Here is a 26,154-nt window from a genome sequence, read left to right as displayed (position 1 = left end):
CGCCTTGGAGCGTTAAGGGGATCGACCCGAAAGCGCGTGAGGTGGCCAAGGACCTGGCGCGCCGGTCCGGCATGACGCTGGGCGAGTGGCTCAACACCATGATCATGGAGGACGGCGACGACGATGACGGCGTCCAGCCGCTGCCGCGTCGTCCCCATGCCTCGGAAACCTTCGACCGTCGCGGCCGCTCGCGCCGCCTGGACGACGCCTACGAGGCCGAGGCGCGTCCGTGGCGCGGAGCCCCCGACGACACCCTGCAGCGCGTCGCCGCTTCGGTCGACGCCATCGCCGCCCGGCTGGAAGCCGCCGAGCGTCGCTCGACCATCGCCATCCAGGGCGTGGACCAGGCCGTCTCCGGCCTCGTCCGTCGCATGGAGGCCCAGGACCAGCAGGCGGGCCAGTACGGCCGCCGCATCGACGACATCTCCGACGAGCTGAAGGAAGGCCATCGCCGCCTGCGCGCCTTCGAGCGCGAGGTCGGCCCCAAGTCCGCCGAGACCCTGAGCAAGGTCGAACAGGCGCTGGGGACCCTGGCCGGCCGTCTGTACGACATCGAGGAGCGCCAGCGCACCGGCCTGACGGAGGCCCGCCAGCGTCTCGACGGGTTCGACAAGACCGACACCGCCGTCGCCGCCCTGACCAGCCGCCTCTACGACATCGAGGAGCGCCAGCGCGCGAACGGCCAGACGCTGATCCAGCGCATCGAGGCGGTCGAGAAGGCCGCGGGCGCCGGAGCCGGGACCGAACTGCTGAGCCAGGTCGGCCAGCGCCTCGACGCGGCGCAGAACGAGACCTCGCAGGCCCTGCGCAATCTGGAACGGTCCTTCGCCGGGCTGGACCAGCGCCTGCGTGCGACCGAGACCCGCGTCGAGCCGGAAGGCCTGCGCGAGGCTGCGCGCTTCGAGAAACTGGCCGAGACCCTGTCGCGCCAGGTCGAGACCAACCGCACCGAGATGATGCGGCGCCTGGAGACGGCCGAGAGCGAAGGCCGGATGTCCCGGATCGAGGCGACCGTCCAGTCGCTGGGCGAACAGGCGCGCGCCGCCGAGCAGCGTTCCGCCCAGGGGATCGAGGCCATGGGTCGCGAGGTCCTGCGCATCGCCCAGAACCTCGACACCCGCGTCGATCGCATCGAGACGGTCGGCGAGGTGCAGCTGGAGAAGCTGGAAGTCGCGCTGACCCGCACCCTTTCGGCGAAGATCGAACAGGACATGGGACGCTACGGCCAGGCCGTCGAACAGCGGCTGACCCGGTCCGAGGACCAGAATTCGATCGCCCTCGAAAAACTGGGCGTGGAGATCACCCGCATCTCCGACCGGCTGGCCGACCGGATCGCCCAGTCGGAACGCAAGTCCGCCCAGGCCCTCGAAGACATCGGCCGCCGCATGGTCGAGGGCTCGGACCGGATCGAGCAACGCTACGACCGCGCCTCGGGCGAGCTGGCCGAGCGGATGCGCCTGTCCGAGGAGCGCACGGCCCGGCTGCTGGCCGAGGCCCGCGAGACCCTGGAACAGCGTCTGGCCCAGCCGGTCGCGCCCGTGCCCCTGCCGGACCCCGAGCCGGTCGCGCCCGCGGCCTCCGATTTCGTCCAGCCGGACTGGCGCGCCGCCGCCTTCCCGGATGACCGGTTCGATTCCGGCTCGGACGCCCCGGCCGACGGCTGGTCGATCGATCCCCTGTCGGCCGATCTGGAACCCTTCCCCCAGGCCCCGCAGGATGCGCTGCCCGAAGAGAGTTTCGACACGCTTCCGCGTCGGTTCGAACCCGCGGAGCCCGAGGTCGAGGTGGCGGAGCCGGTTCTGGCCGAGCCCGCCTCCTTCACGGCCGGACCGTTCGGCAGCTTCGGCGGGGCCGACGTCTCGGACGCCCTGGATGCGATCGCCGAGATCGAGACCCAGCCCCAGCCTCAGGCCCAGCCCGAACCCTTCGGGGGCCGGGTCGCCGCCGAGGCCCCTGCGCCCGCCCGGCTCTATGACGACGGTATCGAGGAGTATTCGGCCGAGACCGAGTTCGTCGATCCGCGCCGCATGCGTGCGACCATGGCCGCCGGCGCCGCCGTCGGCCGCTCGGCCTCGACCCGCGACACGATCGAGGCCGCGCGCGCCGCGATGAACGTCTCCCCGGCCGAGCCGGCCCCCCGCGCCAGCTTCGGCCTCGGGCTGAAGCGCGGCGGCAAGTCCAAGCTGCAGGAGCGGCTGGACAAGCAGGCCCAGCGCGGCGACGGCACGGTCAAGAAAGCCTTCATCGCCTCGGTCACCGGCATGGCCGTGGTCGGCGGCCTGTGGGCGACCGGCCGCGCCACCGGCTACGACTTCGACGACGTGGCCCGCCTGACCGGTCTGTCCCCGTCGAATGCCGAGGCCACCCCGATCGCCGCGCTCGCCCTCACGCCCACCGACGGCACGGTCGACGCGGCCCCCGCCGATGCGACCGAGGCCCAGACCGTCTACGCCCAGGCGCTGGAACAGCTGGACCGCAACGATCCCGCCGGCGTCGAGACCCTGACCCGCGCCGCCAACCTGGGCCATCCCGAGGCCCAGCTGAAGCTGGCGGGTCTCTTTCAGACCGGGTCGACCGGCCTGACGGTCGATCAGGCCGAAAGCCGCCAGTGGGCCCGTCGGGCTGCAGAGGGCGGCGATCCGGCCGGCATGCACGCCTACGGCATGTATCTGTTCGACGGCGTCGGCGGGTCGCGAGACCGGACCGAGGCGCTGGACTGGCTCAAGAAGGCCGCGGACCGCGGCCTGGTCGACAGCCAGTACAACGTCGCCCGCATCTACGAGAACGGCGACGAGGGCATCGCCCCCAACCCGGCCCAGGCCTACCGGTGGTACCTGATCGCGGCCCGGTCCGGCGACCCCCAGGCGCAGGCCGCCGTCGACCGTCTGGCCCCGACCATCCCCGCCGCCCAGCGCCAGACCGCCCGCGCCCAGGCCGAGGCCTTCGCCCTGGAACCGCTCGCCTGACGCATGATCCGGGTGGCCCTTGACGGGCCGCCCGGCTAAGACACCCGCGCTCGCCTTCCGGCGCCTCGCTTATTTGTTCCAGCCGAAGGCCCGCCCTTTGGAGATCTATCTGCCGATCGCCGAGGTTTCGGTGAACTGGCCGCTCCTGGTCTTGCTGGGCGCGCTGGTCGGATTCGTGTCCGGTCTGTTCGGGATCGGCGGCGGCTTCCTGATGGCGCCCGTGCTGGTCTTCCTGGGCATTCCCCCCGTCGTCGCCGTCGCCAGCCAGGCCAGCCACGTCGTCGCCTCCTCCACGTCCGGCGTGATCCGCTACTCCGGCCAGGGCGCAGTCGACTACCGCATGGGCGGCATCATGGCGGTGGGGGGAGCCGTCGGCGCCATCGGCGGGGTCGAGCTGTTCCGCTATCTGCGGCTGCTGGGCCAGGCCGATCTGGTCGTGGCCCTGTCCTATCTGCTGCTACTGGGCGCCATCGGCCTGCTGATGCTGTACGAGAGCCTCAGCGAGATCCTGCGTCGCCATCGCGGCGAGGTCGCCCCGCACAAGGAGCGCCGCCGTCCGCTGTGGCTCTACGGCCTGCCGTGGAAGGTCCGGTTCCCGAAATCCGGCCTCTACATCAGCGCCATCCCGCCGTTCGGGCTGGGGGTCTTCGCGGGCGTCCTGTCGGCGATCATGGGGGTGGGCGGCGGCTTCATCCTGGTGCCGGCCATGCTCTATGCGCTGCGGATGCGGGCGAGCGTGGTCGTCGGCACCAGCCTGTTCCAGATCATCATCACCACCGCCGTCACCACCATCCTGCAGGCCGGCCGGAACCAGACGGTGGACATCGTCCTGTCGACCCTGCTGCTGACGGGCGGCGTCGTGGGGGCCCAGTTGGGGGCCCGCTTTGCCGGCCGCTTCCGGGCCGACGTGCTGCGTGCCCTGCTGGGTCTGCTGATCCTGTTCGTCGGCATGCAGATGGGCCTCAGCCTGTTCGTGCGGCCGCACGACATCTTCCTTCTGGCTCCGGGGATTTCAGACCGGTGATCCAGGCCCTGCCCCCTCCGCCGCCCGCGATCGAGGCGCCGCCCCCGGAACGGTCCGAGGCCACGGCCACCGAGCTGCGCGTCGCCGCGGCCCTGACCGATGCCCAGGTCAAGGTCGACTCCAGCTTCCGCGGCGCGACGCTGGTGCTGTACGGCGCGGTGTTCAATCCGTCGGACGATCCGACCGACGTCGTGGTCGTCGTGCGCGGACCCGACGCGCCGATCCGGCTGGTCAAGAAGACGCGCAACACCGGCGTCTGGCTGAACAGCCGCCCGGTCCTGTTCGAGGGCGCGCCCGGCTTCTACATGACCGCCTCGACCCGGCCGCTCAGCGACATCGCCGACTTCGGACAGCTGCGTCGCCTCGGCGTCGGCGTCGATCACCTGCGCATCGACGCGCCCGAGGAAAGCCGCACCGTCACCCGCTACGGCGTGCGCGACGTGGTCATCAGCCGCCTGGGCGAGGACTACCTCGACTGGCGCCGCGCCGTGATCCGGCTGAAGGAGGACGCGGCCCTCTACGACACCGATCCGGAAGGGGTGACCTTCGTCGACAAGGGCCTGTTCCGGGCCGAGGTCAAACTGCCCGCCACCGCCCCGACCGGCCAGTACTATGCCCAGGTCTGGCTGTTCCGGGACGGCGAACCCGCGGGGGTTTCCAACCTGACGCTCACCGTCGAGAAAGTCGGTTTCGAGCGCGAGGTCTACGAGTTCGCCCATCGCCGTCCCTGGTCCTACGGGGTGCTGTGCGTGCTGCTCGCGGTGGCCATGGGCTATGGCACCAGCCGGGTCTTCAGGAGAGGGTGATGGATCGTACGCGGCTGACCGCATGGGCCCTGACGCTGGCCGGGTTGATCCCGTTCGTCGCCGGGGCCGCCGCCGTCTGGTTCGACCGTGAAGACGGCGGCCGCTGGATCGAGCCGCTGGCCGCCTATGCCGCCATCATCCTGTCGTTCCTGGCCGGCACGCGCTGGGGCAAGGGCATGGCCGAGCGCGATCCGCGCCCCGCGACCCTGGTCCTCAGCAACCTGCCGCCGGTCGCGGCCTGGCTGACCTTCCTGCCGGGCGTGCCCGACCGGCTGCAACTGCTGGTCCTGATCGGCGGGTTGCTGGCCATGCTGTACTGGGACGTGCGCGGTTCGGGCGACTGGTATGCGCGGCTGCGCTGGGTGGCCACGACCGGCGCGGTGCTCAGCCTGGGCGCGGTCGCCCTGCTGCCCTAGACCAGGCTGGCCCAAGCCAGGGCGTGGACCCGGTCCTTGCCCAGAGCCGCCACCATCGGCCGGTCCACGAACAGACCCGCGATGGCGGCGTCCAGCACGTTCAGACCCCCCGTGAAGGCCCCGAAGGCGGGCAGGATCAGCCGGCGTCCGTCGGTCACGAAACACGGCCGGCGCACCGTCCGCGCATGGGCCACCACCCGCGCGCAGGGGTGCAGGTGGCCGGCGACCTCTCCGGTCCGGGCCTCTGGCATCGGCTCGTGGGTCAGGAACAGCGCGCCCAGCCCCATGTCGCCGACCACCCGGCCGGGAAGGCGGGAGACGGCGTCCGCATCGGCCTGGGTCAGCGCCTTGCGGTCGTGGTTGCCTTCCAGCCAGACCCAGTCGCGACCCTCGGCCAGCCGATCCAGCCGCGTCCGGTCTTCGGCCGCCATCCGTCCGATCGAGCGGCTGTCGTGGAAACTGTCGCCGAGCAGCACGACCCGCGCGGGGGCCAGCTCGGCGATCTCCGCCTCCAGCCGGTCCAGCGTCGCGCGGCTGTCGTAGGGCGGCAGCATCTGGCCGCGCGCGGCGAACGCCGAGCCTTTCTCCAGATGCAGGTCCCCCGCCACCAGCGTGCCATGGGCGGGCAGCCACAGGGCCCCCGAACAGCGCAGCACGCACAGCTCGCCCATGACCCGCACCGACAGCGAGCCGCACGGCCGTCGCGCCGGGGTCAGGGTCTCGCGCAGCGCCGCGTTCATGCGGCACCCTGCAACTCGGGCGGAGCGTCTTCCATGACCTCGTCGATCAGGTCCTGGGCCGAGGCCTCCAGGATCATGTCGGCCGCGTCGCCGCCGACCCGCTCCCGTCCGATCATCACCAGCACCGGCACGCAGAAGGGCGAGGCCCGCTCCAGTGGCGCATGGCGGATATGCCCGGCGATCCGGCTCAGCAACTGACCCAGACGCGCGACGTCGAGCAGGCCGGATGCGGCGTCGGACCGGGCGGTTCTCAGCAGCAAATGATCGGGCTGGTGGCGGCGGAGCACGTCGTAGATCAGGTCCGTGGAAAAGGTCACCTGGCGGCCCGTCTTTTCGGCCCCCGGCTGTCGCCGCTCGATCAAGCCGGAAACGAGGGCGCAATTGCGGAAGGTGCGCTTCATCATGAAGCTCTCCTCCAGCCACGCCTCGAGGTCGTCGCCCAGCATGTCGGGCTGGAACAGGGCGTCCCAGTCCAGACCGTCCATCGGCTTGATCGACCAGATGGCGAAGGCATAGTCGGTGACGACGAAGCCCAGCGGCCCGACCCCCAGCCGGTCCAGCCGGCGCGTCAGCAGCATGCACAGTGTCGAGTGTGCCAGCCGTCCTTCGAACGGATAGGCGACCATGAAATGGCGGCTGCCGCGCGGAAAGGTCTCGACCAGCAGGCTGTCGGCATCGGGGATCATCGACCGCTCGGCCTGCAGCTCCAGCCATTCCTGCACGTCGACGGGCAGGACGCGCCAGTGATCGCGGTCCTGGATCATGTCGCGCACCCGGGCGGCCAGCGAGGTGCCCAGCGGGAACTGGGCCCCGCCCCAGGACGGGATCTTGGGGTCCTTGTCGGTGGCGTGGGTGACCAGGGCGTCCATGCCGTTGATGCCCTGAAACGCCCAGACCTGGCCGGCGAAGACGAAGGTGTCGCCGGGTGTCAGCTGTTCGAAATACCACTCCTCGGCCTCGCCGACCTTGCGCCCCCCGACCAGCTGTTTGGACGCGCCGCCGCGCCGGGAGGCGACCTTCACGTTCAGCGTTCCCGCCGCCACGATGGCCCCGACGTTCATCCGGTGGCGCTGGGCGATCAGCTGGTTGCGGACCGTCCATTGCCCCTCGGGCGTGCGCACGATCCGGGCGAACCGGTCGTAGGTGCGGAGCGCATAGCCCCCGGTAGCGACGAAATCGACCACCTCCTCGAACGCCTCGTAGGTCAGGTCGCGATAGGGGGCGCAGGCCGTCACCTCGGCATGGAGGGCGTCGAGCGCGAAGGGCTCGGAACAGGCCACGCCCATGATGTGCTGGGCCAGGGTATCGAGGGTACCGATGTGGTGCGGCTCCCAGTCGAAGGCGTTGTCGGCCACGGCCTCCTTGGCGGCCTGGCATTCCAGCAGCTCGAACCGGCTGGCGGGCACCATCAGGGCGCGCGAGGGTTCGTCCAGCCGGTGGTTGGCCCGGCCGATGCGCTGGACGAGACGGCTCGATCCCTTGGGCGCCGCCATCTGGATGACGAGGTCGACGTCGCCCCAGTCGATGCCCAGATCCAGCGTCGAGGTACAGACGACCGCGCGCAGATCGCCCCGGGCCATGGCGGCCTCGACCTTGCGGCGCTGCTCGGCGGCCAGCGAGCCGTGGTGCAGGCCGATGGGCAGGTTGTCGTCGTTGATGGCCCACAGCTGCTGGAACACGAACTCGCACTGCCAGCGGGTGTTGACGAAGATCAGCGACAGGCCCGAGCGTTTGATCGCCGCATAGACCTCGGGGATCGCATGCTGGCCGGTGTGCCCCGCCCAGGGCACGCGGCCCTCGGACACCAGAACGTCGATGATCGGCACGGCGCCGGGGTCGCCCTTGACGATGACGATGCCTGAATCTTCCCCCATCGGGGGGAGTGGCGGCGTAGCCGACGAGGGGGGCTTGTCTGCAGCACCCGGTGTGGGGCTGGCCCCCTCCACCGCTGCGCGGTCCCCCTCCCCCGATGGGGGAGGAACAGGTGCCAGCCACTCCGCGATCAGCTTCGGGTCGTCGATCGTCGCTGACAGGGCCACCCGGCGGAGCCCCGGCGAAAAGCTCTGCAGCCGGGCGAGGCCGAGGTTCAGCAGGTCGCCCCGCTTGCCCGACCAGATGGCGTGGACCTCGTCCAGCACGATGCATTTCAGGTCGGCGAAATACGCCCGCGCCCCGCCCCAGGCACAGAACAGCGCCAGTTGTTCGGGCGTGGTCAGCAGGATGTCCGGCGGGTTGTCGCGCTGGCGCTGCTTCTTGGATTGCTTGGTGTCGCCGGTGCGGCTCTCGACGTGGATGTTCAGCCCGATCTCGCGGATGGGCGTCATCAGGTTACGCTCGACGTCGGTGGTCAGGGCCTTCAGCGGCGAGACATAGATCGTGTGAATCCCGCTGCCCGGTCCGAACTCCGGCCGCGGGCCTCGCTCCGCCAGATCGATCAGGCTGGGCAGGAACCCCGCCAGGGTCTTGCCGCCCCCGGTCGGGGCGACCAGCAGGGCATGCGATCCGGCCCCGGCGGCCGCGATCATCTCCAGCTGATGCCTGCGGGGGCTCCATCCGCGAGAGGCGAACCAGTCGGCGAACAGAGGCGGCAGACTGGCGGCGGGCGACGTCACGATCGCGATATAGCATGTTCCCGTTCCGTTTCACCCCGTTCGTCGCTATCTCTGCGAGGTGTCCGACGAATCCGTCATTGCGAACCGCAGCCTGACCGGGGCCGAGCCCTGGCTGGTCCTGCCGCCTGCGCTCGCCGTGCCCCCGGGGGCGGGGGCGATCTGCGACGACGAGGGCGCGCGCAAGATCGGGCGGGGCGCGGCCGAGGGCACCTTCACCGGCGGGCCGGTGCTGGTCGCCCACGCCAGCCTGACCGCGCGGCGGCTGGGCCTGTCGCCGCCGCCGCGGTCGAGGGACCTGCTGGATGTGCTGGAGCTGTGGGCCTTCGTCCGACCCGCCACCTTCTGCGCGCCGTCACCGTCCGGCCTGGCGTTGGCGCTCGGCATGTCCGAACCGAAGGGAGCGGAGGCGCAGGCGGCGGCGTTGCGCGAGGCGGCCGGGGCCCTGCTGCGCGAACTGGCCGACCCGGCCTTTCCGCACCGCGAGGACGCCTTCACCCTGGCGGAGACGTTGGGCCGCGCGGGCTGGTCCTGGGCCGACCGCGTCACGGGCGCGCTTCAGACCCAGCCCATGCGCCAGCGCCAGTATCGCGGATCCGGTCTCGATGCCTGGTCGCGCCTGCCGGAGTGGGAGGACGAGGCCCCGAGGGGCGAGGCGGGCTCGGCCGCGGTCGATTCCGAATCGGCCCGGATCCGGCTGGAGAAACTGCTGCAGGCTTCGGGTCTGGACGAAACCCGGCCGACCCAGTCCGACTATGCCGCCGAGGCCGCCTACGCCTTTTCCCCCCGCAACGAGGAGGGCCGCCCGCGCATGCTGCTGGCGGAGGCCGGGACCGGCACGGGCAAGACGCTCGGCTATCTCGCCCCCGCCTCCCTGTGGGCCGAGCGGAACCAGGGCGCGGCCTGGGTGTCCACCTACACACGCGCGTTGCAGCGCCAGATCGACCGCGAGAGCGCCGCCCTGTGGCCCGACCCGGTCGAGCGCAAGAGAAAGACCGTGGTGCGCAAGGGGCGCGAGAACTACCTCTGCCTGCTGAACCTTCAGGACATGGTCCAGGCGGCCCAGCTGGGGAACGGCGACCTGATCGGCCTGGCCCTGACCAGCCGCTGGGCCATGCACACGCGCGACGGCGACATGACCGGCGGCGACTTCCCCGGCTGGCTGCCCGGCCTGTTCGCGACGCCCGCGGGCCAGCAGGCGAGCGCCGGCAATCTCGTCGACCGGCGCGGGGAATGCGTCCACGCGGCCTGTCCGCACTACCGCACCTGTTTCGTCGAGAAGACCATCCGCGCCAGCCGCCGGGCCGACCTCGTCGTCGCCAACCATGCGCTTGTGATGACCCAGGCCGCCTTCGACGGAGCCCGTTCGGCGCGGGGCCTGAAGCAGGACGGGGAGACGGCGGCCCTGAAGCGGATCGTCTTCGACGAGGGTCACCACCTGTTCGACGCCGCCGACAGCGCCTTCTCCGCCTGCCTGTCGGGGCAGGAGGCGGCCGAGCTGCGCCGCTGGATCCGCGGGCCCGAGGGGCGCGGCCGGCGCGGGCGGGGTCTGGAGCAGCGGCTGGGCGACCTGTGCGCCGACAACGAGGCGGCGGCGAAGGCCCTGCAGGACGCGATCCGCGCCGCCGCCGCCCTGCCCGGCGAGGGTATTTCCGGCCGCATCGCGCCGCCCTCGGGGGAGGTCAATCCGGTCGGCCCGATCGAACAGTTCCTGATGGCGGCGCTGGAGCAGATCCGGGCGCGGACGTCCGAGGCCGCCTCCTCGGCGTCGTCGGAGTTCGGCACCGAATGTTCGGTCCGCCCCGCGACCGAACCCCTGCTGGACACCGCCCGGCGCGCCGCCCAGGCCATCGCCGCCGTGGAGGCGCCGCTGCTGGCGCTGGCCCGGCATCTGGAGGACATCCTCGACGACGAGGCGGCCGAGCTGGACGGGTCGGCCCGGGCCCGGATCGAGGGGGCGCTGCGCGGCCTCGACCGTCGCGCCCGCATGACCCTGCCGGGATGGCGGTCGATGCTGGCGGCGCTGGAGGAGGGGGGCGACGAACCGGACCCCGACTTCGTCGACTGGCTGTCGGTCGAGACCGCGTTCGGCCGGATCCACGACGTGGCCCTGCGCCGCCACTGGATCGACCCGACCGTGCCGCTGGAGGCCGCGGTGATTCTGCCCGCCCATGGCGTGCTGGTGACCTCGGCCACCCTGTCCGATCCGATCGCGGAGGCCAGCGGCGGCGACCTGTTCGGCATGGCCCGGATGCGCACCGGGGCCGCGCGCCTGATCGAGCCGGCTCGCACCCTGAAGGTCGAGAGCCCGTTCGACTATGCCTCCAACAGCCGGGTCATCGTCGTCAACGATGTGGCCAAGGACGACCCGCGCCAGACGGCGGCGGCCATGCGCGAGCTGTTCCTGGCCGCCGGGGGCGGGGGGCTCGGCCTGTTCACCGCCATCCGCCGGCTGAAGGCGGTCTATGAGCGGTTGGGGCCGGATCTCGCGAAGGCCCAGATCCCGCTCTACGCCCAGCACGTCGATCCGCTGGAGGTGGGGGCCCTGGTCGACATCTTCCGCGCGGAACAGGACAGCTGCCTGCTGGGCACCGATGCGGTCCGCGACGGCGTCGATGTGCCCGGCCGGTCGCTTCGCCTGCTCGCCTTCGACCGCGTGCCGTGGCCGCGGCCGGACCTGCTGCACAAGGCGCGGCGCGAGAAGTTCGGGGCCAAGGGCTATGACGACGCCCTGGCCCGCGCCCGCATCGCCCAGGCCTTCGGCCGCCTGATCCGCCGGGCGGACGACAAGGGGGTCTTCGTCATGCTGGACGCCGCCACGCCCACGCGCCTGTTCGCCGCCCTGCCGCCCGGGACCGAGGTGCAGCGCATGAGCCTGGTCGAGGCGATCGAGCTGACCCGGGGATTTCTGGGCTGAACCGCCCCGGCCTGTCCTGAAAAATGGCGACCTCTACGGGGCGGCGGAGGCCCCCAGGACCCCGATGGCGACCACCAGGGCTCCGCCGACCATGCCTGCGATCTGGACGGCGATCATCAGCAGGAGCGCCTTGCCGACCCCGACCAGCCGCGACCTGAACCAACGGCCCTGTCCCATCCGGACGAAGGCGACGAGGCCTAGAAGGAAGATCGCGGCGGCGACGATCGCGGCCATGGTTCCCCGGCCGAAGCCCCACCAGGCGATGGGGAGCATCGGCACCGTCCAGGCGCACAGCCAGGCGAAGGCCGCCCGAAAGCCACGCCGCCACCCCAGGTCGTCCGGATCCCACAACCGCAGCAGCGGAGCCGAGGCCAGGGCGTAGAACAGCGAGAGCAGGGGCACCATGACCAGCGTCATCCAGCCATCGGCATCGCCGACGAAGGCGTCCCTCGACTTGCCCGACTGTTCCAGCAGCGAGGTCATCAACTCGGGCGGCAGGTCGTCCAGCAGGAAGCCTGCGCCCCCCTGGAGGAACAGCACCAGCATCAGGATGGCGTTCAGCCCCAGATACAGACGCAAGGGCCGCGAATAGAAGCCGCCGCCCTCCGGCCCCTGCTCCATCCAGGCCGCCAGCACGGTGCGGGGCCGCAGCAGCACATCGCGCGCGGTGACCAGTTCCCGGCCGCCGAAGCCGAGGACATCTTCGGCCAGACCGTCCGGCTTGTTCGTGTCGACCATGGATCGCCCCCCACCGACCGGCGACGCCTGCTCGCAGGCAAAACCCGGCCCAGGCCCCACACCCCCGGTGAACGCCTCTCCCGGTCAGGTTCGACGATCATCGCGGCATGGACAAGCCCTGAAGCGGGTGTTGGCGACGGACTCCGGCCCCTTCGGCGTTTCATCTTCAGTGGACGGATCGGGAGTACGCCGTGGCTCGGAACGAAAACACGCTGCAAGCCGCCATCGCACTGACCCGGTTCGGCATGGGCGCTGGCCCCGGTGAGCTCGATCACGTCGCAGCCGATCCGCGCGACTGGCTGGAGGCGCAGATCCGACCGTCCGGGGCGGTCCTGCCGTCCGGTGCCGCCCCTTCGTCGACCGATCAGATGCAGGCCTTCCTGGGCTACCGGCAGGCCGGCCAGGCGCGTCGCGCGCCGGGGCGCGAGGCTGAAACGGTGTCCGGTGCGGGCGGAACGATGCAGGCCATGGCGGGAGGCGCGATGACGGATCCCGCCGGCGCCGCGCCCAATCGACCCGCCGATCCGGTGGCCCAGGCCGCCTTCGACGCCCGTCGCGACAGCCGTCAGGCCCTGGCACGGGGAGCCGCCGAAGGCTTTCTGGCGCGGGCGCGGCTCGCGGCGAGCACCCCGGACGGGTTCGCCGAGCGCTGGGCCCTGTTCTGGGCCAACCATTTCACGGCCTCGGCCACCAAATTCCAGTCTGCGATCTTTCTCGATGCCTATGAGCGCGAGGCCATCCGCCCGCATGTGTTCGGGCCGTTCGAGACCTTGGCCCTGACCGCCGAGCAACACCCCGCCATGCTGCTCTATCTGGATCAGGCCCAGTCCGTAGGGCCGAACAGCGTGGCGGGCCAGCGGCGCAATGCGGGCCTGAACGAGAACCTGGCCCGCGAGATCATGGAGCTGCACACGGTCGGGTCCGAGGCCGGCTACACCCAGGCCGACGTCACCGAGTTCGCCCGCGCCCTGACCGGCTGGTCCATTCCGGCCGCTCGTGAGGCCATGGCCGCGGCGGGGCGCGGCGGGCGGCGCGGGCGTCGCGGTATGGCCCCGGCGATCGCCGGCGAGCCGGGGCACCATGGCTTCGTCTATCGCCCCGTCGTGCATGAGCCGGGCGAGCGGACCGTGCTGGGCCGCCGATATGGAGACACCGGTCGCGCGCAGGGCGAGGCCATCCTGAAGGATCTGGCCGGCCGCCCCGAGACCGCGCGCCGACTGGCCCGCAAGATCGCGTCCCATTTCGTGGCGGACGATCCGCCGCCGGCCCTGGTGGCGGCGCTGGAGCGGGCCTGGACGACGTCGGGCGGCGATCTGTCCGTCGTGGCCCGTGCCCTGATCTCGGCCCCCGAGGCCTGGCAGCCGGCTCCGGCCAAGGTCAAGACGCCCTACGACTTCGTCGTGTCCGCGCACCGCGCCTTCGGCACCGAGCCGCAGCAGGTGCCGCCTCTGCGCCAGGCCCTGGTCGCCATGGGCCAGCCGCCGCAGAGCGCGCCGTCGCCGGAGGGATGGCCCGACACCGCAGCCGACTGGGCCGGACCCGATGCCCTGGTCAAGCGGCTGGACTGGTCGCGCACCGCCGCCGATCGCGCCCGGGCCGCCGATCCGAACGCCGTGGCCGCCGCGGCCCTCGGTCCGCGCCTTGGCGAACGCACCCGCCTGGCCATCGCCCGCGCCGAGAGCCGGCCCGAAGCCCTGACCCTGTTTCTCATGTCTCCGGAGTTTCAGCGCCGATGACCCGTTCGATCGACCTCACCCGCCGCTTCCTTCTGGGTGCCTCCGCCGCCGGTGTCAGCCTGGCCTTTGCGGGACAGGCCGGAGCCCGGACCGCTTCGGGACCCCGGAACAAGCTGGTCGTCGTCATTGCCCGGGGGGCCATGGACGGACTGTCCGTGGTCGTGCCGGGGAACGATCCCGATTACCGACCGCTGCGCGGCGCGCTGGCCATCGAGGACAGTCTGGCCCTGTCCGACGGCTTCAGCCTTCATCCCTCTCTGGCCGGACTGCATGCGCTGCATGGCCAGGGCCAGTTGCGGTTCGCTCCAGCCGTGGCCATCCCCGTCCGCGTCCGCTCCCACTTCGATGCCCAGGATGTGCTTGAGAACGGCGGTGAGGGTCTGAGGCAGCAGACCGACGGCTGGCTGAACCGGGCCCTGGCGGCCACGGGGGGCGTGAAGGGTCTCTCGATCGGGGCCCAGACGCCGCTGATCCTGAGGGGATCGGCAGCGACGTCCAGCTGGGCCCCGGGGGGACGGACCGGGTCCGAGGACCGGATGGCTTCGCTGTTGCAGGATCTCTATGCGGAGGATCGTCTGCTGGCCGACAATCTCGCGGCCGGCCTGCAGACCGAGGCGCAGGCCATGGCGATGGGCGGGGACGGGCGTCTGGCCCGCAACGACGTCGCGGGTCTGGGACAGGCGGTCGCCCGGCTGATGACGGGGCCGGACGGGGCCGACGTGGTCGCCCTGTCGGTCGACGGCTGGGACACCCACGCGCGACAGGTGGGCCAGTTGCAGGCGCGTCTGACGGGTCTGGACCAGGTGATTTCAGGGTTGCGCACCGGCCTTGGTGATGACTGGAGCCGGACCATCGTCGTCCTGGCCACCGAGTTCGGTCGGACGGCCCGCGCCAACGGGACGGGAGGCACCGACCACGGGACCGGCTCGGCCCTTCTGCTCGCCGGCGGGGCGCTGAAGCCGGGCGGCATGATCGGCGACTGGCCCACCCTGGCGGAGAACCGCCTTTTCGAGGGCCGCGACCTGGCCCCGACGCTCGATATCCGGTCCGTGTTCAAGGGCGTGTTGCGGGACCACGTCGGGATCGACCGGGCCGCCCTGGATGCCCGGGTCTTTCCCGCCAGCAGCGCCGAAGCGCCCACGCTGGATGGGCTTGTCTGACGGGTCTGCGCAGGACTGTCGACGTGCGGCGGTACGGCCCGGGCGCAAACGTCGCGCAGTCTCGCCACGCGCGGCCGGATGCGGCAAAAGGCCTGAATGACCGACGCCGCCCCCCGCCACAAACGCTCCGGCCTGTTCGCGCCGATCGGCCTGTTCCTGATCGCGCTCGCCGTCTGGTCGGGCTGGTGGTTCTATCTGGCCCATCAGGTGCAGACGCGGCTCGTGGCGCAGGTCGAGGCCATGCGGGGGTCCGGCTGGACGGTGGCCTATACGGGGCTGGGCACCTCGGGCTGGCCCTTCCGGGTGCGGCTGGAGGCCGGGAACGTCTCGGTCACCGCTCCGTCCGGTCATGCCCTGGCCGCGCCGCAACTGGCCGCCGAGGCCAATGCCTGGAACCCGGACAAATGGGTGATCGCCGCCGATGACGGACTGGTGCTCAACCGCGCGGGCAAGGGCAAGGTCGCCATCGGGGCCCCCTACATCCGCGCCAGCGTCCACGGCCTGTCCCAGCGCTGGCCCAATCTGGCGGTCGAGCTGCAGCAGCCCGTCTTCACCGTGCATCAGGGGGCCGAGGTGTTCCCGATCTCGCGCGCCGGCAAGATCGAATTCTATCTGCGGCCGCACCTGGCCCCGTCGACCACGCCGGGCGTGGAGAACAGCGTCGACGTCCTGTTCCGCCTGATCGACGCCGAAGGCCGTCCGGGCGGTCCGGTCGAGGGGATGGCGCGCAACGGCAAGCTCACCGCCCAGATCGAGACCGTGGTCGAGGACGCCAACCGGCTGCAGGGCGCGGACGCGGCCGGCATCTTCTCGGCCTGGACCCGCGCGGGGGGCCGTTTCACCGCCGTGCGCGGCGAGCTGTCGGCGGGCGACAGCGCCGCCACCCTGTCCAGCGACGTGCTGTCGGCCACCCCCGACGGCCGCCTTCAGGGCACCGTCGCGCTGCAGGCCAGACAGCCCATGGCCGCGATCGCCGGTCTGGCGGGCTCGGGCTCGGGCGCCGTCAACCGGGCCGGGGCCGCGGGGGCGACGGCCGCCGCGGCCGTTCAGGGCAATGAGGACGTGAACCTGTCGCTCGTCTTCCGCGAGGGCCGGACCTTCCTGGGTCCCTTCGCCCTGGCCCCGGCCCCCAAGCTGTTCTGACGCCGGAGGGGAGCTCATGGCGCGCAAGCACGGTGCCCTGCTGGAAGAACCCCGCGTCGACACCGACCGGCTGAAGCTGGATCACGCCCTGATCGAGGCCCTGACCGCACGACTGGCGGCGGGACAGGACGCGTCGCCCGACGAATCGACCCTGGCCCTGCGCGCCCTGCTGGCCGAGGCCGACGACGTGCATCAGGCCGCCATGCTGCGCGCCCTGTGGGGTCGCATCGAGGCAAGGGCCGGAACCGCGATGGTCGTCGCCGGGGCCGCGGCGCAGCTGCTGGCCGCCGACCGGTTCGGCCTGTCGGCCCGTGCGGTCGCCGACCCGGACGCCGCTCTGGCCCAGGTCGCGGCCGGGGCCCACGCCCTGATCGATGTCGCCTCGGTCCGTCCCTGGTGGGGCAAGCTTCTGGCCCGGCCGGAGCTGCGGGTCATCGCGGCGCTTCCCGATGATCGTCATGGCCTGCCCGCCGCGCTCCGCGTCGCCGCCGCCCCGACCGGGCCGACCGGCGACGACCGCACCTTCTGGGTCACCGACGCGCGCTTGCCGGACGCCCGGATCGTCGAGGCGCTGGCGGCCTGCGGCTTCGTCGCCCGGCCGCTCGCCGCCGCTGGCGGGTTGAAGCTGTTCATGCTCGCGGGCTATGTGCAGGCCGAAGACGGGCGGCTCCCGGCAGCCCCCGGCGCCCTGAAGGGCGTGATCGGCGCCGCCCCCCTGTTCTGAGAGTCCGCATGACCGACGTCACGACCGCTCCTGCTCCCAAGCCCGGCATCCTCGACATCGCCCCCTACGTCGGCGGCAAGTCCGTGCTGGCCGGCATCGCCGAGCCGATGAAGCTGTCGTCCAACGAGAACGCCCTGGGGTCCGGGCCCAAGGCCCGCGCCGCCTATGAGGCGGCGCTGAAGTCCATTCATCTGTACCCGGACGGTCGCGCGGGCAAGCTGCGCGCCGCGGTCGCCGACCATCACGGTCTGGAGCCGGACCGGCTGATCTTCGGCAACGGTTCGGACGAGGTCTTCGCCCTGCTGAACCAGACCTATCTGTCGCCCGGCGACAACATCGTCACGGGCGAGTACGGCTTCCTCGCCTATCGCATCAGCGCCCTGGGCTGCGAGGCCCAGGTCAAGCTGGCCCCGGAGCCCGGCTACAAGGCCGAGGTCGACGCCCTGCTGGCCCAGGTCGATGAGCGGACGAAGATCGTCTACGTCTCCAATCCCTCCAACCCGACCGGCAGCTACAACTCCGGCGAGGAAATCCGCCGCCTGCACGAGGCCCTGCCGCCCCATATCCTGCTGGTGGTCGACGAGGCCTATGCCGAGTTCGTGGTCGAGTCGGACTGGGAGACCGCCCTGCCACTGGCGCGCGAGGCGGCCAACATCATCGTCACCCGGACCTTCTCCAAGATCCACGGCCTCGGTGGCCTTCGCGTCGGCTTCGGCTATGCGCCGCTGGCGGTGGCGGAGGCCGTCGACCGCATCCGCCTGCCGTTCAACGTCTCGGTACCGGGTCTGGACGCCGCCACCGCCGCCATCGCCGACGAGGCGCACCAGACCGCCTCGCGTGAGCTGGTCCAGACCTGGCGGCCTCGCCTGACCCAGGCCATCCGCGGCTTCGGCTTCGAGGTCCTGCCCAGCGCGGGCAACTTCATCCTGGTCCTGTTCAGGGACGGCAAGCGCACGGCGGCCGCCGCCAACGACTACCTGAACTCGAAGGGCATCATCGTCCGCGCCGTCGGCGGCTACGGCATCCACGACGGCCTGCGCATCACCGTGGGCACCGAGGACCAGAACCGCGCGGTCATCGATGCCCTCAGCGAGTTCGCCGCGACCTAACCGCGAGGCAGCTGCATGCCGTGGCCGTCCGGCGTGGTGTCGTTCACCGTGCCGGTGGTCGAGGCCGGCCAGTGGGCCTGGATGATGCCCATCATGCCCCGGCCATAGTCGGGGTCGGCGAAATCCCGGCCGAGGCTGGTCAGGATGGTCAGCCATCCGCCGGTCACGGCTCCCGCGGATCGCATCGTCGCCAGCGCATCCGACTCCGCCAGCGCGCTGTTGGATCCCGACACGTCGGAGATGACATAGACCGTGTATCCGGCGCGCCGGAGGTCCAGCACGGTCTGGAGCGTGCAGTTGTCGATCGAGATGCCGCCGATCACGACCGTCCTGCGGCCCGTTGCGGCCAGCCACGCCGCGACCGCGGGCGTATAGCCGGACACGCCGGTCCGGTTGAAGCGGTGGACGCCGTGGGTCACGTTGGCCGTGATCTCGGGCAGGAAGGTCCCGTAGTAGTCGTTCTCCTCACCCAGGACGATCGTCGGCACCCTGAACAGCGGATTGAACTTCGCGAAGGCGGTGATGTTGTTCCGGAACTGGGGGCCGGGGATCGTGGTGATCAGGTTGTCCAGGCCGGTGACGTAATCCACATAGATCAGCACGGTGTCGTCGACGTCCGGTGTGGTCAGGGCTGCGGGGGCCGTGACGCTCTGGGCGCGGGCGGCACCGGCACCGTGGGTCAGCATCAGGGCGGCGGCGAGGGTCAGGATCAATGGACGCATCTTCGAGTTCCTCGGTGAACGACCCGTCAGGCGGGCGAGGGACAGTGTCGGGGCCTGGAGAAACACGCGCGCCCGATCCTGCCTGGGTCGAGCTCAATCCTGCGGGATTGGGTGACGGCGCGCGCCTCAGGCGCCTGGCCCGACCGAACGGTCCGGTGCGCCTCCAGGCGGGCGACGGGCTTCAGCTGGCGGTTCGCATCAACCTCGTGGCGCGCGAGCGGTCCATGGAGCGACCCGACCCGGCCCGGCTCAAGGCCTGTGTCGCTCCCGACTACTATCTGCTGGCTCCTGCGGGCGCGGACGCCGTCATGGCGGCCCATGCGGCGCAGGACGTGCTCCTGCTGTCCATCCCGCCCGAGGCCTTTTACCGAAGGGGGCTTGTCGGGAATCCGGGGTGTCCGCTGTCGCCGCTGCGTGGCCGGGTCCTGGTCGATCCTGTGGTGACCGGTCTCGTCGAACAGCTCGCCCAGTCGTCATCGCCGGAGGATCAGGCCCTGAATGCCTCCGTGCTGGACACCCTGCTCCTCACACTGGTCCGGATCGCGCGCACGCGGGCCCGTGAGGCGACGCGGGGCGGGCTCACGGCACGGCAACTCGGCGTCGTGCGCGAGCATGTGGAGGCGAGGCTGGATCGCCCGATCCGGAATGCCGACCTCGCCGCGCTGACGGGTCTGTCGCCGTTCCACTTCGCCCGGTCGTTCAAGGAGTCGATGGGAATGCCGCCCGCGGGCTGGATCCGGCTCCGGCGGCTGACGGTGGCACAGCGCCTTCTGGTGCAGCCGGAACGATCGATCACCGATGTCGCGGCAGCCGTCGGCTATGACAGCCCCAGCCGTTTCGCCCGGGCCTTCCGCGATGCGACCGGGGTCTCGCCCAGCCAGTTCCGGCGGGCTCAGGCCTGAAGCAGGGCGCTCGACGCGGTCTCGATGCGGCGCTCCAGCTCGGCCATGAAGACGGCGCGCTTCAGCTCGGCCTCGATGGGCGGCAGGAACTCGTAGACCACGGTGCCGGGATAGCGGCGGAAGCCGTGGGCCGGCCAGTGGACGCCGGCGTTGGTGGCCACGGGCCAGCAGGGGCTGCCGATGTCGCGGTACAGGGCCGCGACGCCGGGCTTGTAGTCCGGCACGGCCCCGACCTCGGCCCGCGTGCCTTCGGGGAAGATCCAGATCTGGCGGCCCTCGGCGACGCGCTCGCGGGCCTGTTTGACCATGTCGCGCAGCGCCTTGGACGCGGCCGAGCGGTCCACCGAGATCATCTTCGTCTTCCAGGCGAACCAGCCGAAGAACGGCAGGATCATCAGCTCCTTCTTGGTGATGATGCAGGGGTCATCGAGCACGACGAAGGGGATGATGATGTCCAGCATCCCCTGATGCTTGCAGGCGACCAGGGCCCGGCCGGTCGGGCGGTGCTCCAGGCCGCGGAACTCGACCCGCACGCCGGCGATCCGGTGCAGGCCGAACAGGACGAACCGGGCCCAGGCCTTGACGACCCCCAGGGCGAACCGGTGCGGCAGCAGAAGGGCCGGGGACATGCCGACCGCGAACAGGGCCAGGGACAGATACAGCCAGGCCACGAAGACCAGGGAACGCAGCGCGATCAAGATGCGGGTGCCTCTTCGGGGGTCTCGGGCCGTTCGTCGTGGCCGACGACCCGGTGCACGGCCTCGCGGCCCAGAACGGCGAGGTATTTCATGTATTCCAGCGTCATGCGCCGCGCCGTCACCGCCGCGCGCCACCAGCGCGAGTTGTCCAGCGATGGCGTCGAGACTGCATAGGGCGTCAGCTCCAGACCCGGGGCCGCGCTCCGGATCTCCAGCAGCGAGCGCGGCATGTGGTAGTCCGAGGTCACGACGATCAGGGACGTGTAGTTCTTGGATCCGGCCCAGGCGGCGATCTCCTGGGCGTTGCCGCCGGTGTCCTCGGCCTCGAAGCCCAGATCGACGCAGCAGTTGAACAACCGGTTCGATCCGGGGGTCAGTTCGCGCAGTTCCTGGCGTCGGACCTCGCGGTTGACGCCCGAGATCAGCACCCGCTCGCCCTTGTCCTGTTCCAGCAGGCGCACCGCCGCATTGACCCGCTCGGCCGAGGGGCCGGTCAGGGCGACGATGCCGTCGGCGCGGGCGGGCTCGTCGGCAGGCGTCAGATTGCGGACCCGGTCGGCGAAGGCGAACAGCCCCACCAGCCAGATCAGGCCGACGATCCCCACAAGCGCCAGAAACTTCATGCCTTATCTCTAGTCAGGCCGGACCCGCCCGCCAAGGGCCGCGCCCGCCGCCAGCCATGCCGATACAAGCGCCACCGTAGCGGCGACAAAAGGGCAACAGACCAGCAGGGCGACGTCGCTCCAGGCCAGCGGCAGGGCCGGGGTCAGACCGGCGTCTCCGCCCAGGGCGCGCAGACCCCCGATGAGGACGATGGCCACCGCGGCGCCGACCGCGCCCGAGACGCCGGCGAGAACGCCGAACCGTCGCTGGAACAGCCACACGATGCTGGCATCGGTGGCTCCCGACAGGCTCAGGGTCTCGATCACGCCGCGCCGTGCCTCCAGACCCGCGCGCGTGGCATAGGCGATGGCCGCGCCGGCGGCGAAGGTGGTGGCCAGGAAGCCGGCCAGAGCCAGCAACGAAATCAGACCCGCCGACCGCTCGACCTCGTCGCGCCACAGGCTGTGGTCGTCGACGCTGGCGTCGATGCCCGCCTGAGCCAGGGCCCGGCTGAGACTGAGCGCGCTGGCGGGGGCTGACGTTTCCAGCCGCACGGTGACCAGGAAGGGAATCGGCAGGTCGGCGAGGACCGCCTCGCCCATCCAGGGACGCAAAAGGGCCTCGGCGGTCTCGCGGTCCATGGCCTGGGCCTCCTCGACCCCGTCGACGCCGGCCAAGGTCTCGGCGGCGCGCGCGGCGGCCGCGGGCCCGGTTTCGCCCACGCGGGGCCGCACCTGCACCGTCGCCTCGGCCCGCAGCGCGCGCGCCCAGCCGTGGGAGGCGCGGTCCGCGGCGATCGTCCCGACGGCGGCCAGGCAGGCCAGGAAACACAGGACCGCGATCAGGGCCCCCAGCCACCGCTCGCCGGCCGGGTCGCGGGGCAGCAGACCGCGTTCGGGCCGGACCGGCTTGGGCAGCGCGCCGGGCCCGAACAGCGTCGACCAGCGGATCATGGCTTCACCGCCGTGACGCGGCCATCCGCCAGCCGCAGCAGACGGGCGCCGGACGCCCGGGCCAGCGCCTCGTCGTGGCTGGCGATGAGGATGGTCGTGCCCATCCGGTTCATCGACTGGAACAGCTTGAGCAGCCGCTCCGCCATGGCCGGATCGACGCTGCCGGTGGGTTCGTCCGCCAGGATCAGTTCGGGCCCCGCCATGACGGCGCGGGCGATCGCCAGGCGCTGCTTCTCGCCGCCCGACAGGGCACCGGGCAGGCCGTCGGCCCGGTCCGACAGGCCGACCCACGCCAGCATCGCGGCGACATCTCCGGCATAGCCGGCGGGCTTCTGGCCCCGCAGTCTCAGGGGCAGCGCGACATTGTCGAAGACGCTGAGGTGATCCAGCAGCCGGAAGTCCTGGAACACCACCCCCATCCGGCGCCGATAGGCGGGCCGGTCGCCGCGCGAAATCCGGCCGACGTCGTCCCCGAACAGGGAAATCGAGCCCGATGACGGGGCCTCGGCCAGGGTCAGCAGCTTGAGCAGCGAAGACTTTCCCGCCCCCGACGCGCCGGTAAGGAAGTGGAAAGAGCCGCGCGGCAAGATGAGGTTAACGTCCCGCAGCACGTCGGGCCGCTCCGCATAGCCGAAGCCGACCGCAGACAGGCGGACCGTTTCGGGCGACGGGGCGGGGTCGGCGGCGCGACGGGGCGACAGAGGCATCGATTGTTTTCGTTAGATATCGGAGCGCATGGCGCACCGACAGGAGGGGGCCGACGGCCTCGCAGTCAGCGACCATGATACTGACCTGCCCGTCCTGCGCCACCAGCTATTTCACGCCCGACGGCGCGATTCCGCCGACCGGCCGCAAGGTCCGGTGCCAGTCCTGCGCCCACGTCTGGCTGGCCACGGTGGAGGAGCCGCTGGAGCTCACCACCGAGACATCGCCGCCGGTCGAGGCGCGCAGCTTCGAGCCGGAGCCGGTCGTCGCGCCCGAGACCCCCGCCCCCGAGTTGCCCAAGGCCTTCCGCGCCCGGGCCGAACAGCAGCGTCGCCTGCGGCGCGCCGCGACCCACGGCGTGGTCTGGGCCGGCCTGGCCAGTCTGTTCGTCGGCCTGATCGGGGCGGGATGGCTGTTCCGCGTCGATGTGGTCCAGATGTATCCGCGCGCCGCCGCCGCCTACGCCATGGTCGGATCGCCGGTGAACGCCGTGGGCCTGGAGTTCGAGGCCGTGACGGCCAAGGCCCTTCCCGACCGCCCGGACACGGTCGTGGTGTCCGGAGCGCTGCGCAATGTGCGCGACCGGGAGATCGTGGCCCCCGCCGTTCGCGTCGCCCTGCTGGACGATCATGGGGCCGAGATCGGCCATGCCGTGATCCGTCTGGAGGAGGCCCCGGTGCTGCCGGGCGGCGTGCAGGGCTTCGCCGCCCTGATCCGGGATCCGGGCGCGCACGGGGTCGATGTGGGCGTGGCCTTCGTCGGGTCCGAACCGGCCGGTCACGGCGAAAGCTCCGCGGCGGCTTCGGGCCACGGCTCCCCACCGCGGTCACGGCCGCTTCCCACGCCCGACGAGCATGGCCTTCGCCCGGCCCTGATCGAGGCGGCACCGGCGGCGCATACCCAGCCGGTCGACGCCGCGCCCGTGGTCGAAGAGCATCACGACACCGTGGACACGCACGGGGCCGAGGCGGTATCCGCCTCGCATGGCTGACCTCCCGCAGACGTCCAAGGATCCGGCACCCACCGTCCTGCTCTCCGAGGCGGAGATCGCGCGGGTCGTCGCCGACCTGGCGGCCCGCATCGCCCCGTCCGTCGACGACGAGACGGTGGCCGTGGTCCTGCTGACCGGGGGCCTGTGGTTTGCCGCCGACCTGACACGGGCCCTGTCGCGGGTCGGGCGCAATGTCCGCTTCGACGCCCTGTGGCTGGCGTCCTACGGCGACGACAAGGCCAGCCGGGGCCGTATCGACGTCCATGCCCCGTTCCAGCGCTCGCTGCTGGGTCGCAAGGTGCTGATCCTGGACGACGTGTTCGACACCGGCCTGTCCCTCGCCGAAGCCGGCCGCATCGCCCGGGAGGCGGGGGCCTCCGAGGTCCTGACCTGCGTCTTCGCCCGCAAGCCCTGGCCCCTGCCGCGCGCGCCCGAACCCGATTTCGTCGGCTGGGAGGCGCCGAACCGGTTCCTGGTGGGATACGGGCTCGATCATGCCGGGGCCCTGCGTGGCCTGCCGGACATCTGCGCCCTGGACTAGACCCCGGTGGTCAGGGCCTCCAGCACGCCCTTGCCGTAGCGATCGATCTTGGACTGTCCGACGCCGGAAATCGCCGCCAGGGCGTCCAGAGACCCCGGTTCACGCTGCGCGATCTCGAGCAGGGTCTTGTCCTGAAAGATCACATAGGGCGGCACATGCTGTTCGGCCGCGCGGTCGCGCCGCCAGGCCCGTAGCGTCTCGAACCGTGCCCGCACGTCGGCGTCCAGCGCCTCGACGGCGGCGTTCCGGTCATTGCGGGTCCGGGCCCGGGGACTGCCCGACCGGCTTGACGCCTCGAAGCCGGGCGGGGTGCGCCGCACCTCGATCGACCGCTCGCCCTTGTAGACGGCGCGCACGGCCTCGGCATCGCCCAGTCCGACCAGCGGCTTGCCGTCATTGGGGTCTTCCAGCAGCAGCCCCTCGAACAGCAGGTGGTCGACGATGTCGCGCCAGCCGGCGGCGGCGATGTCCTTGCCGATGCCCCAGGTCGACAGGGCCTGTTCCCACGGCTGGACATCCTTCGTCTTGCCCAGCAGGTGATCCACGATCCGCCCGCGTCCAAACCGGCCGCCCAGCCGCTGCACCGCGGCCAGGGCCTTCTGGGCGGGAACGGTGGCGTCGTAGAGGGCGGGCGGATCGGCGCAGACGTCGCACACCCCGCACGGCCCGGCATCGGTCTCGCCGAAATAGCGGCGCACGGCCTGGGGGCGACAGATCGCGCCGTCCAGCATGGCGAACAGCTGGCGCGCTTTCCGCGTCTGGACCGCCTTGACCTCCTCGGCCATGGGGCGGGTCTCCAGCCGGCGCAGTGTCCAGGCGATGTCGGACGGGCCATACAGGGTGATGCCCTCGGCCGGTTCGCCGTCACGGCCCGCCCGGCCGATCTCCTGCCAGTAGGCCTCGAGACTGCCCGGCGGATCGGCGTGGATGACGAACCGGACGTCCGCCTTGTCCACCCCCATGCCGAAGGCGATGGTCGCCACCATCACGGCACCCTCTTCCGCCAGGAAGCGGGCCAGACGGCGGTCGCGCTCCGGCCCCGGCATGCCGGCGTGATAGGCGATGGCGTTGGTGCCGGCCGAGGTCAGGGCGTCGGCGACGCGTTCGCAGCCATCGCGGCTGCCGCAATAGACCACGCCCGACTGCCCCCGCCGGGCGCGGACCAGCTCGATGACGTGGGCGTCGGTTCTGGCGCGCGAGGCGCTCTCCTTGCGGACCGCAGACAGCTGCAGGTTCGGACGGGCGAAGCTGTCGACGAAGACGCTCGCATGCTCCAGGTGCAGGGAGGCCAGGATGTCGTCGCGGGTCCTGGCGTCGGCCGTCGCCGTCACGGCGATGCGGGGCACGCCGGGGAAGAACTCCGACAGCCGGCCCAGCGTCCGGTAGTCCGGCCGGAAATCGTGGCCCCACTGGCTGACACAGTGGGCCTCGTCGATCGCGATCAGCGACAGGGGCAGGTCGCGCAACCGGTCCAGCAGGGCCCCCGAGGCCAGGCCTTCCGGCGAAACGTACAGCAGGTCCAGGTCGCCGGAACCGGCGGCGCGCAGCACGCTGGACCGCTCGTCCAGGGACAGGCCCGAATCCAGCCGCGCGGCAGCCACGCCCTGCTGCTTCAGCGCCTCGACCTGGTCGGTCATCAGCGCGATCAGGGGCGACACGACCAGACCCAGGCCGGGACGCAGGATGGCCGGGATCTGGTAGCAGACGCTCTTGCCCCCGCCGGTCGGCAGCACTGCCAGAACGTCGCGGCCGGCCATGATCTCGGTGACGACCCGGGCCTGCAGGCCGCGAAAGTCCGCATGGCCCCACACCCGCTCCAGCGTCTGGCGCGCGGCGTCGAGGCCGGGCGCTGTGGTGGGTGAGTCGGCGGGCATCGTCGCCTTGTGCCCGATGGCTCCGGCGGTGTCATCCGCCGAGGCCAGAAGCGCGCGCACTCTAGTCGTGCTGCCCA

22 protein-coding genes are annotated in these 26,154 nt (G+C 71.6%); 13 read left to right on the top strand and 9 right to left on the bottom strand.

The window, feature by feature from the left end:
* Window positions 1-41: 41 nt before the first annotated feature.
* The 4 genes from BRESU_RS16565 to BRESU_RS17025 all read left to right on the top strand — a co-directional run bounded on the left by BRESU_RS16565 (window position 42) and on the right by BRESU_RS17025 (window position 5,212).
* On the top strand, window positions 42-2,966 hold the full coding sequence (locus BRESU_RS16565) for an SEL1-like repeat protein (protein WP_245528578.1): 2,925 nt from the start codon (window positions 42-44) through the stop codon (window positions 2,964-2,966).
* A gap of 97 nt (window positions 2,967-3,063) precedes the next feature.
* Window positions 3,064-3,990, top strand: coding sequence for a sulfite exporter TauE/SafE family protein (locus BRESU_RS16560; RefSeq protein ID WP_013270724.1), 927 nt, complete (start codon window positions 3,064-3,066; stop codon window positions 3,988-3,990).
* Window positions 3,987-4,796, top strand: coding sequence for a TIGR02186 family protein (locus BRESU_RS16555; protein WP_013270723.1), 810 nt, complete (start codon window positions 3,987-3,989; stop codon window positions 4,794-4,796). The genes BRESU_RS16560 and BRESU_RS16555 overlap by 4 nt, the downstream gene beginning before the upstream one ends.
* The gene (locus BRESU_RS17025; protein ID WP_013270722.1) at window positions 4,796-5,212 is read left to right on the top strand and encodes a DUF3429 domain-containing protein; all 417 of its coding nucleotides are present in this window, start codon (window positions 4,796-4,798) and stop codon (window positions 5,210-5,212) included. The genes BRESU_RS16555 and BRESU_RS17025 overlap by 1 nt, the downstream gene beginning before the upstream one ends.
* Here the strand turns inward: BRESU_RS17025 and pdeM are convergent.
* Both pdeM and BRESU_RS16540 read right to left on the bottom strand, forming a co-directional pair.
* Window positions 5,209-5,952: a ligase-associated DNA damage response endonuclease PdeM gene (gene pdeM, locus BRESU_RS16545; protein ID WP_013270721.1), complete on the bottom strand. Its 744-nt coding sequence runs from the start codon at window positions 5,950-5,952 to the stop codon at window positions 5,209-5,211. The genes BRESU_RS17025 and pdeM overlap by 4 nt on opposite strands.
* Entirely contained in the window at window positions 5,949-8,564 is a 2,616-nt protein-coding gene (locus tag BRESU_RS16540) for a ligase-associated DNA damage response DEXH box helicase (protein ID WP_013270720.1), read from the bottom strand. Before BRESU_RS16540 ends, pdeM begins: the two co-directional genes overlap by 4 nt.
* Before the next feature lie 58 nt (window positions 8,565-8,622).
* Here BRESU_RS16540 and BRESU_RS16535 point away from each other — a divergent pair, with 58 nt between their 5' ends.
* On the top strand, window positions 8,623-11,478 hold the full coding sequence (locus tag BRESU_RS16535) for an ATP-dependent DNA helicase (RefSeq protein WP_013270719.1): 2,856 nt from the start codon (window positions 8,623-8,625) through the stop codon (window positions 11,476-11,478).
* A 33-nt stretch (window positions 11,479-11,511) separates the two neighbouring features.
* On the opposite strand, the gene BRESU_RS16530 is transcribed toward BRESU_RS16535, so the two are convergent.
* The gene (locus BRESU_RS16530) at window positions 11,512-12,216 is read right to left on the bottom strand and encodes a hypothetical protein (RefSeq protein WP_013270718.1); all 705 of its coding nucleotides are present in this window, start codon (window positions 12,214-12,216) and stop codon (window positions 11,512-11,514) included.
* A 191-nt stretch (window positions 12,217-12,407) separates the two neighbouring features.
* Between BRESU_RS16530 and BRESU_RS16525 the strand changes: the two genes are divergently transcribed.
* The 5 genes from BRESU_RS16525 (at window position 12,408) to hisC (ending at window position 18,088) form a co-directional block, all read left to right on the top strand.
* The gene (locus tag BRESU_RS16525; RefSeq protein WP_013270717.1) at window positions 12,408-13,952 is read left to right on the top strand and encodes a DUF1800 domain-containing protein; all 1,545 of its coding nucleotides are present in this window, start codon (window positions 12,408-12,410) and stop codon (window positions 13,950-13,952) included.
* Window positions 13,949-15,112, top strand: coding sequence for a DUF1501 domain-containing protein (locus tag BRESU_RS16520; RefSeq protein ID WP_013270716.1), 1,164 nt, complete (start codon window positions 13,949-13,951; stop codon window positions 15,110-15,112). Before BRESU_RS16525 ends, BRESU_RS16520 begins: the two co-directional genes overlap by 4 nt.
* Before the next feature lie 96 nt (window positions 15,113-15,208).
* The gene (locus tag BRESU_RS16515; protein WP_013270715.1) at window positions 15,209-16,255 is read left to right on the top strand and encodes a DUF2125 domain-containing protein; all 1,047 of its coding nucleotides are present in this window, start codon (window positions 15,209-15,211) and stop codon (window positions 16,253-16,255) included.
* Between the two features lie 16 nt (window positions 16,256-16,271).
* A complete protein-coding gene (locus BRESU_RS16510; RefSeq protein WP_013270714.1) occupies window positions 16,272-16,979 on the top strand; it encodes a hypothetical protein in 708 nt (235 codons plus the stop codon).
* Between the two features lie 8 nt (window positions 16,980-16,987).
* Window positions 16,988-18,088 carry a histidinol-phosphate transaminase gene (gene hisC / locus BRESU_RS16505; RefSeq protein WP_013270713.1) on the top strand — a complete coding sequence of 367 codons (1,101 nt, stop codon included), beginning with the start codon at window positions 16,988-16,990 and terminating at the stop codon, window positions 18,086-18,088.
* On the opposite strand, the gene BRESU_RS16500 is transcribed toward hisC, so the two are convergent.
* Window positions 18,085-18,810, bottom strand: coding sequence for an isochorismatase family protein (locus BRESU_RS16500; RefSeq protein WP_013270712.1), 726 nt, complete (start codon window positions 18,808-18,810; stop codon window positions 18,085-18,087). The two genes, hisC and BRESU_RS16500, sit on opposite strands and share 4 nt — an antisense overlap.
* A 155-nt stretch (window positions 18,811-18,965) precedes the next feature.
* On the opposite strand from BRESU_RS16500, the gene BRESU_RS16495 reads away from it, so the two are divergent.
* Window positions 18,966-19,712, top strand: coding sequence for a helix-turn-helix transcriptional regulator (locus BRESU_RS16495; protein WP_050762528.1), 747 nt, complete (start codon window positions 18,966-18,968; stop codon window positions 19,710-19,712).
* Here BRESU_RS16495 and BRESU_RS16490 read toward each other — a convergent pair.
* The 4 genes from BRESU_RS16490 to BRESU_RS16475 are packed head-to-tail and all read right to left on the bottom strand — an operon-like array spanning window position 19,703 to window position 22,673.
* Complete coding sequence (locus BRESU_RS16490) at window positions 19,703-20,410, bottom strand: lysophospholipid acyltransferase family protein (protein WP_013270710.1); 708 nt, start codon at window positions 20,408-20,410, stop codon at window positions 19,703-19,705. The genes BRESU_RS16495 and BRESU_RS16490 overlap by 10 nt on opposite strands.
* Window positions 20,407-21,033, bottom strand: coding sequence for a YdcF family protein (locus BRESU_RS16485; RefSeq protein ID WP_013270709.1), 627 nt, complete (start codon window positions 21,031-21,033; stop codon window positions 20,407-20,409). Before BRESU_RS16485 ends, BRESU_RS16490 begins: the two co-directional genes overlap by 4 nt.
* 9 nt (window positions 21,034-21,042) lie before the next feature.
* Entirely contained in the window at window positions 21,043-21,966 is a 924-nt protein-coding gene (locus BRESU_RS16480; protein ID WP_013270708.1) for a cell division protein FtsX, read from the bottom strand.
* Window positions 21,963-22,673, bottom strand: a complete 711-nt coding sequence (locus tag BRESU_RS16475) for a cell division ATP-binding protein FtsE (protein ID WP_013270707.1) — start codon at window positions 22,671-22,673, stop codon at window positions 21,963-21,965. Before BRESU_RS16475 ends, BRESU_RS16480 begins: the two co-directional genes overlap by 4 nt.
* A gap of 74 nt (window positions 22,674-22,747) precedes the next feature.
* Between BRESU_RS16475 and BRESU_RS16470 the strand changes: the two genes are divergently transcribed.
* Both BRESU_RS16470 and BRESU_RS16465 read left to right on the top strand, forming a co-directional pair.
* Window positions 22,748-23,662: an MJ0042-type zinc finger domain-containing protein gene (locus tag BRESU_RS16470; protein ID WP_013270706.1), complete on the top strand. Its 915-nt coding sequence runs from the start codon at window positions 22,748-22,750 to the stop codon at window positions 23,660-23,662.
* A complete protein-coding gene (locus BRESU_RS16465; RefSeq protein WP_013270705.1) occupies window positions 23,655-24,203 on the top strand; it encodes a phosphoribosyltransferase in 549 nt (182 codons plus the stop codon). The genes BRESU_RS16470 and BRESU_RS16465 overlap by 8 nt, the downstream gene beginning before the upstream one ends.
* On the opposite strand, the gene recQ is transcribed toward BRESU_RS16465, so the two are convergent.
* Window positions 24,200-26,077 (bottom strand): DNA helicase RecQ, encoded by a 1,878-nt coding sequence (gene recQ / locus BRESU_RS16460; protein ID WP_013270704.1) that lies wholly within the window; start codon window positions 26,075-26,077, stop codon window positions 24,200-24,202. The genes BRESU_RS16465 and recQ overlap by 4 nt on opposite strands.
* Window positions 26,078-26,154: the final 77 nt, after the last annotated feature.

Origin of the sequence: Brevundimonas subvibrioides ATCC 15264, from assembly GCF_000144605.1 — a bacterium.
GTDB lineage: Bacteria > Pseudomonadota > Alphaproteobacteria > Caulobacterales > Caulobacteraceae > Brevundimonas > Brevundimonas subvibrioides.
This window is presented reverse-complemented; position numbering and strand designations above follow the sequence as displayed.

Coding starts and splice junctions, on each gene's coding strand:
- BRESU_RS16475 (WP_013270707.1), bottom strand. CDS start 22,673: ATGCCTCTGTCGCCCCGTCGCGCCGCCGACCCCGCCCCGTCGCCCGAA.
- BRESU_RS17025 (WP_013270722.1), top strand. CDS start 4,796: ATGGATCGTACGCGGCTGACCGCATGGGCCCTGACGCTGGCCGGGTTG.
- BRESU_RS16500 (WP_013270712.1), bottom strand. CDS start 18,810: ATGCGTCCATTGATCCTGACCCTCGCCGCCGCCCTGATGCTGACCCAC.
- BRESU_RS16530 (WP_013270718.1), bottom strand. CDS start 12,216: ATGGTCGACACGAACAAGCCGGACGGTCTGGCCGAAGATGTCCTCGGC.
- BRESU_RS16510 (WP_013270714.1), top strand. CDS start 16,272: ATGGCGCGCAAGCACGGTGCCCTGCTGGAAGAACCCCGCGTCGACACC.
- recQ (WP_013270704.1), bottom strand. CDS start 26,077: ATGCCCGCCGACTCACCCACCACAGCGCCCGGCCTCGACGCCGCGCGC.
- pdeM (WP_013270721.1), bottom strand. CDS start 5,952: ATGAACGCGGCGCTGCGCGAGACCCTGACCCCGGCGCGACGGCCGTGC.
- BRESU_RS16485 (WP_013270709.1), bottom strand. CDS start 21,033: ATGAAGTTTCTGGCGCTTGTGGGGATCGTCGGCCTGATCTGGCTGGTG.
- hisC (WP_013270713.1), top strand. CDS start 16,988: ATGACCGACGTCACGACCGCTCCTGCTCCCAAGCCCGGCATCCTCGAC.
- BRESU_RS16480 (WP_013270708.1), bottom strand. CDS start 21,966: ATGATCCGCTGGTCGACGCTGTTCGGGCCCGGCGCGCTGCCCAAGCCG.
- BRESU_RS16470 (WP_013270706.1), top strand. CDS start 22,748: ATGATACTGACCTGCCCGTCCTGCGCCACCAGCTATTTCACGCCCGAC.
- BRESU_RS16465 (WP_013270705.1), top strand. CDS start 23,655: ATGGCTGACCTCCCGCAGACGTCCAAGGATCCGGCACCCACCGTCCTG.
- BRESU_RS16515 (WP_013270715.1), top strand. CDS start 15,209: ATGACCGACGCCGCCCCCCGCCACAAACGCTCCGGCCTGTTCGCGCCG.
- BRESU_RS16520 (WP_013270716.1), top strand. CDS start 13,949: ATGACCCGTTCGATCGACCTCACCCGCCGCTTCCTTCTGGGTGCCTCC.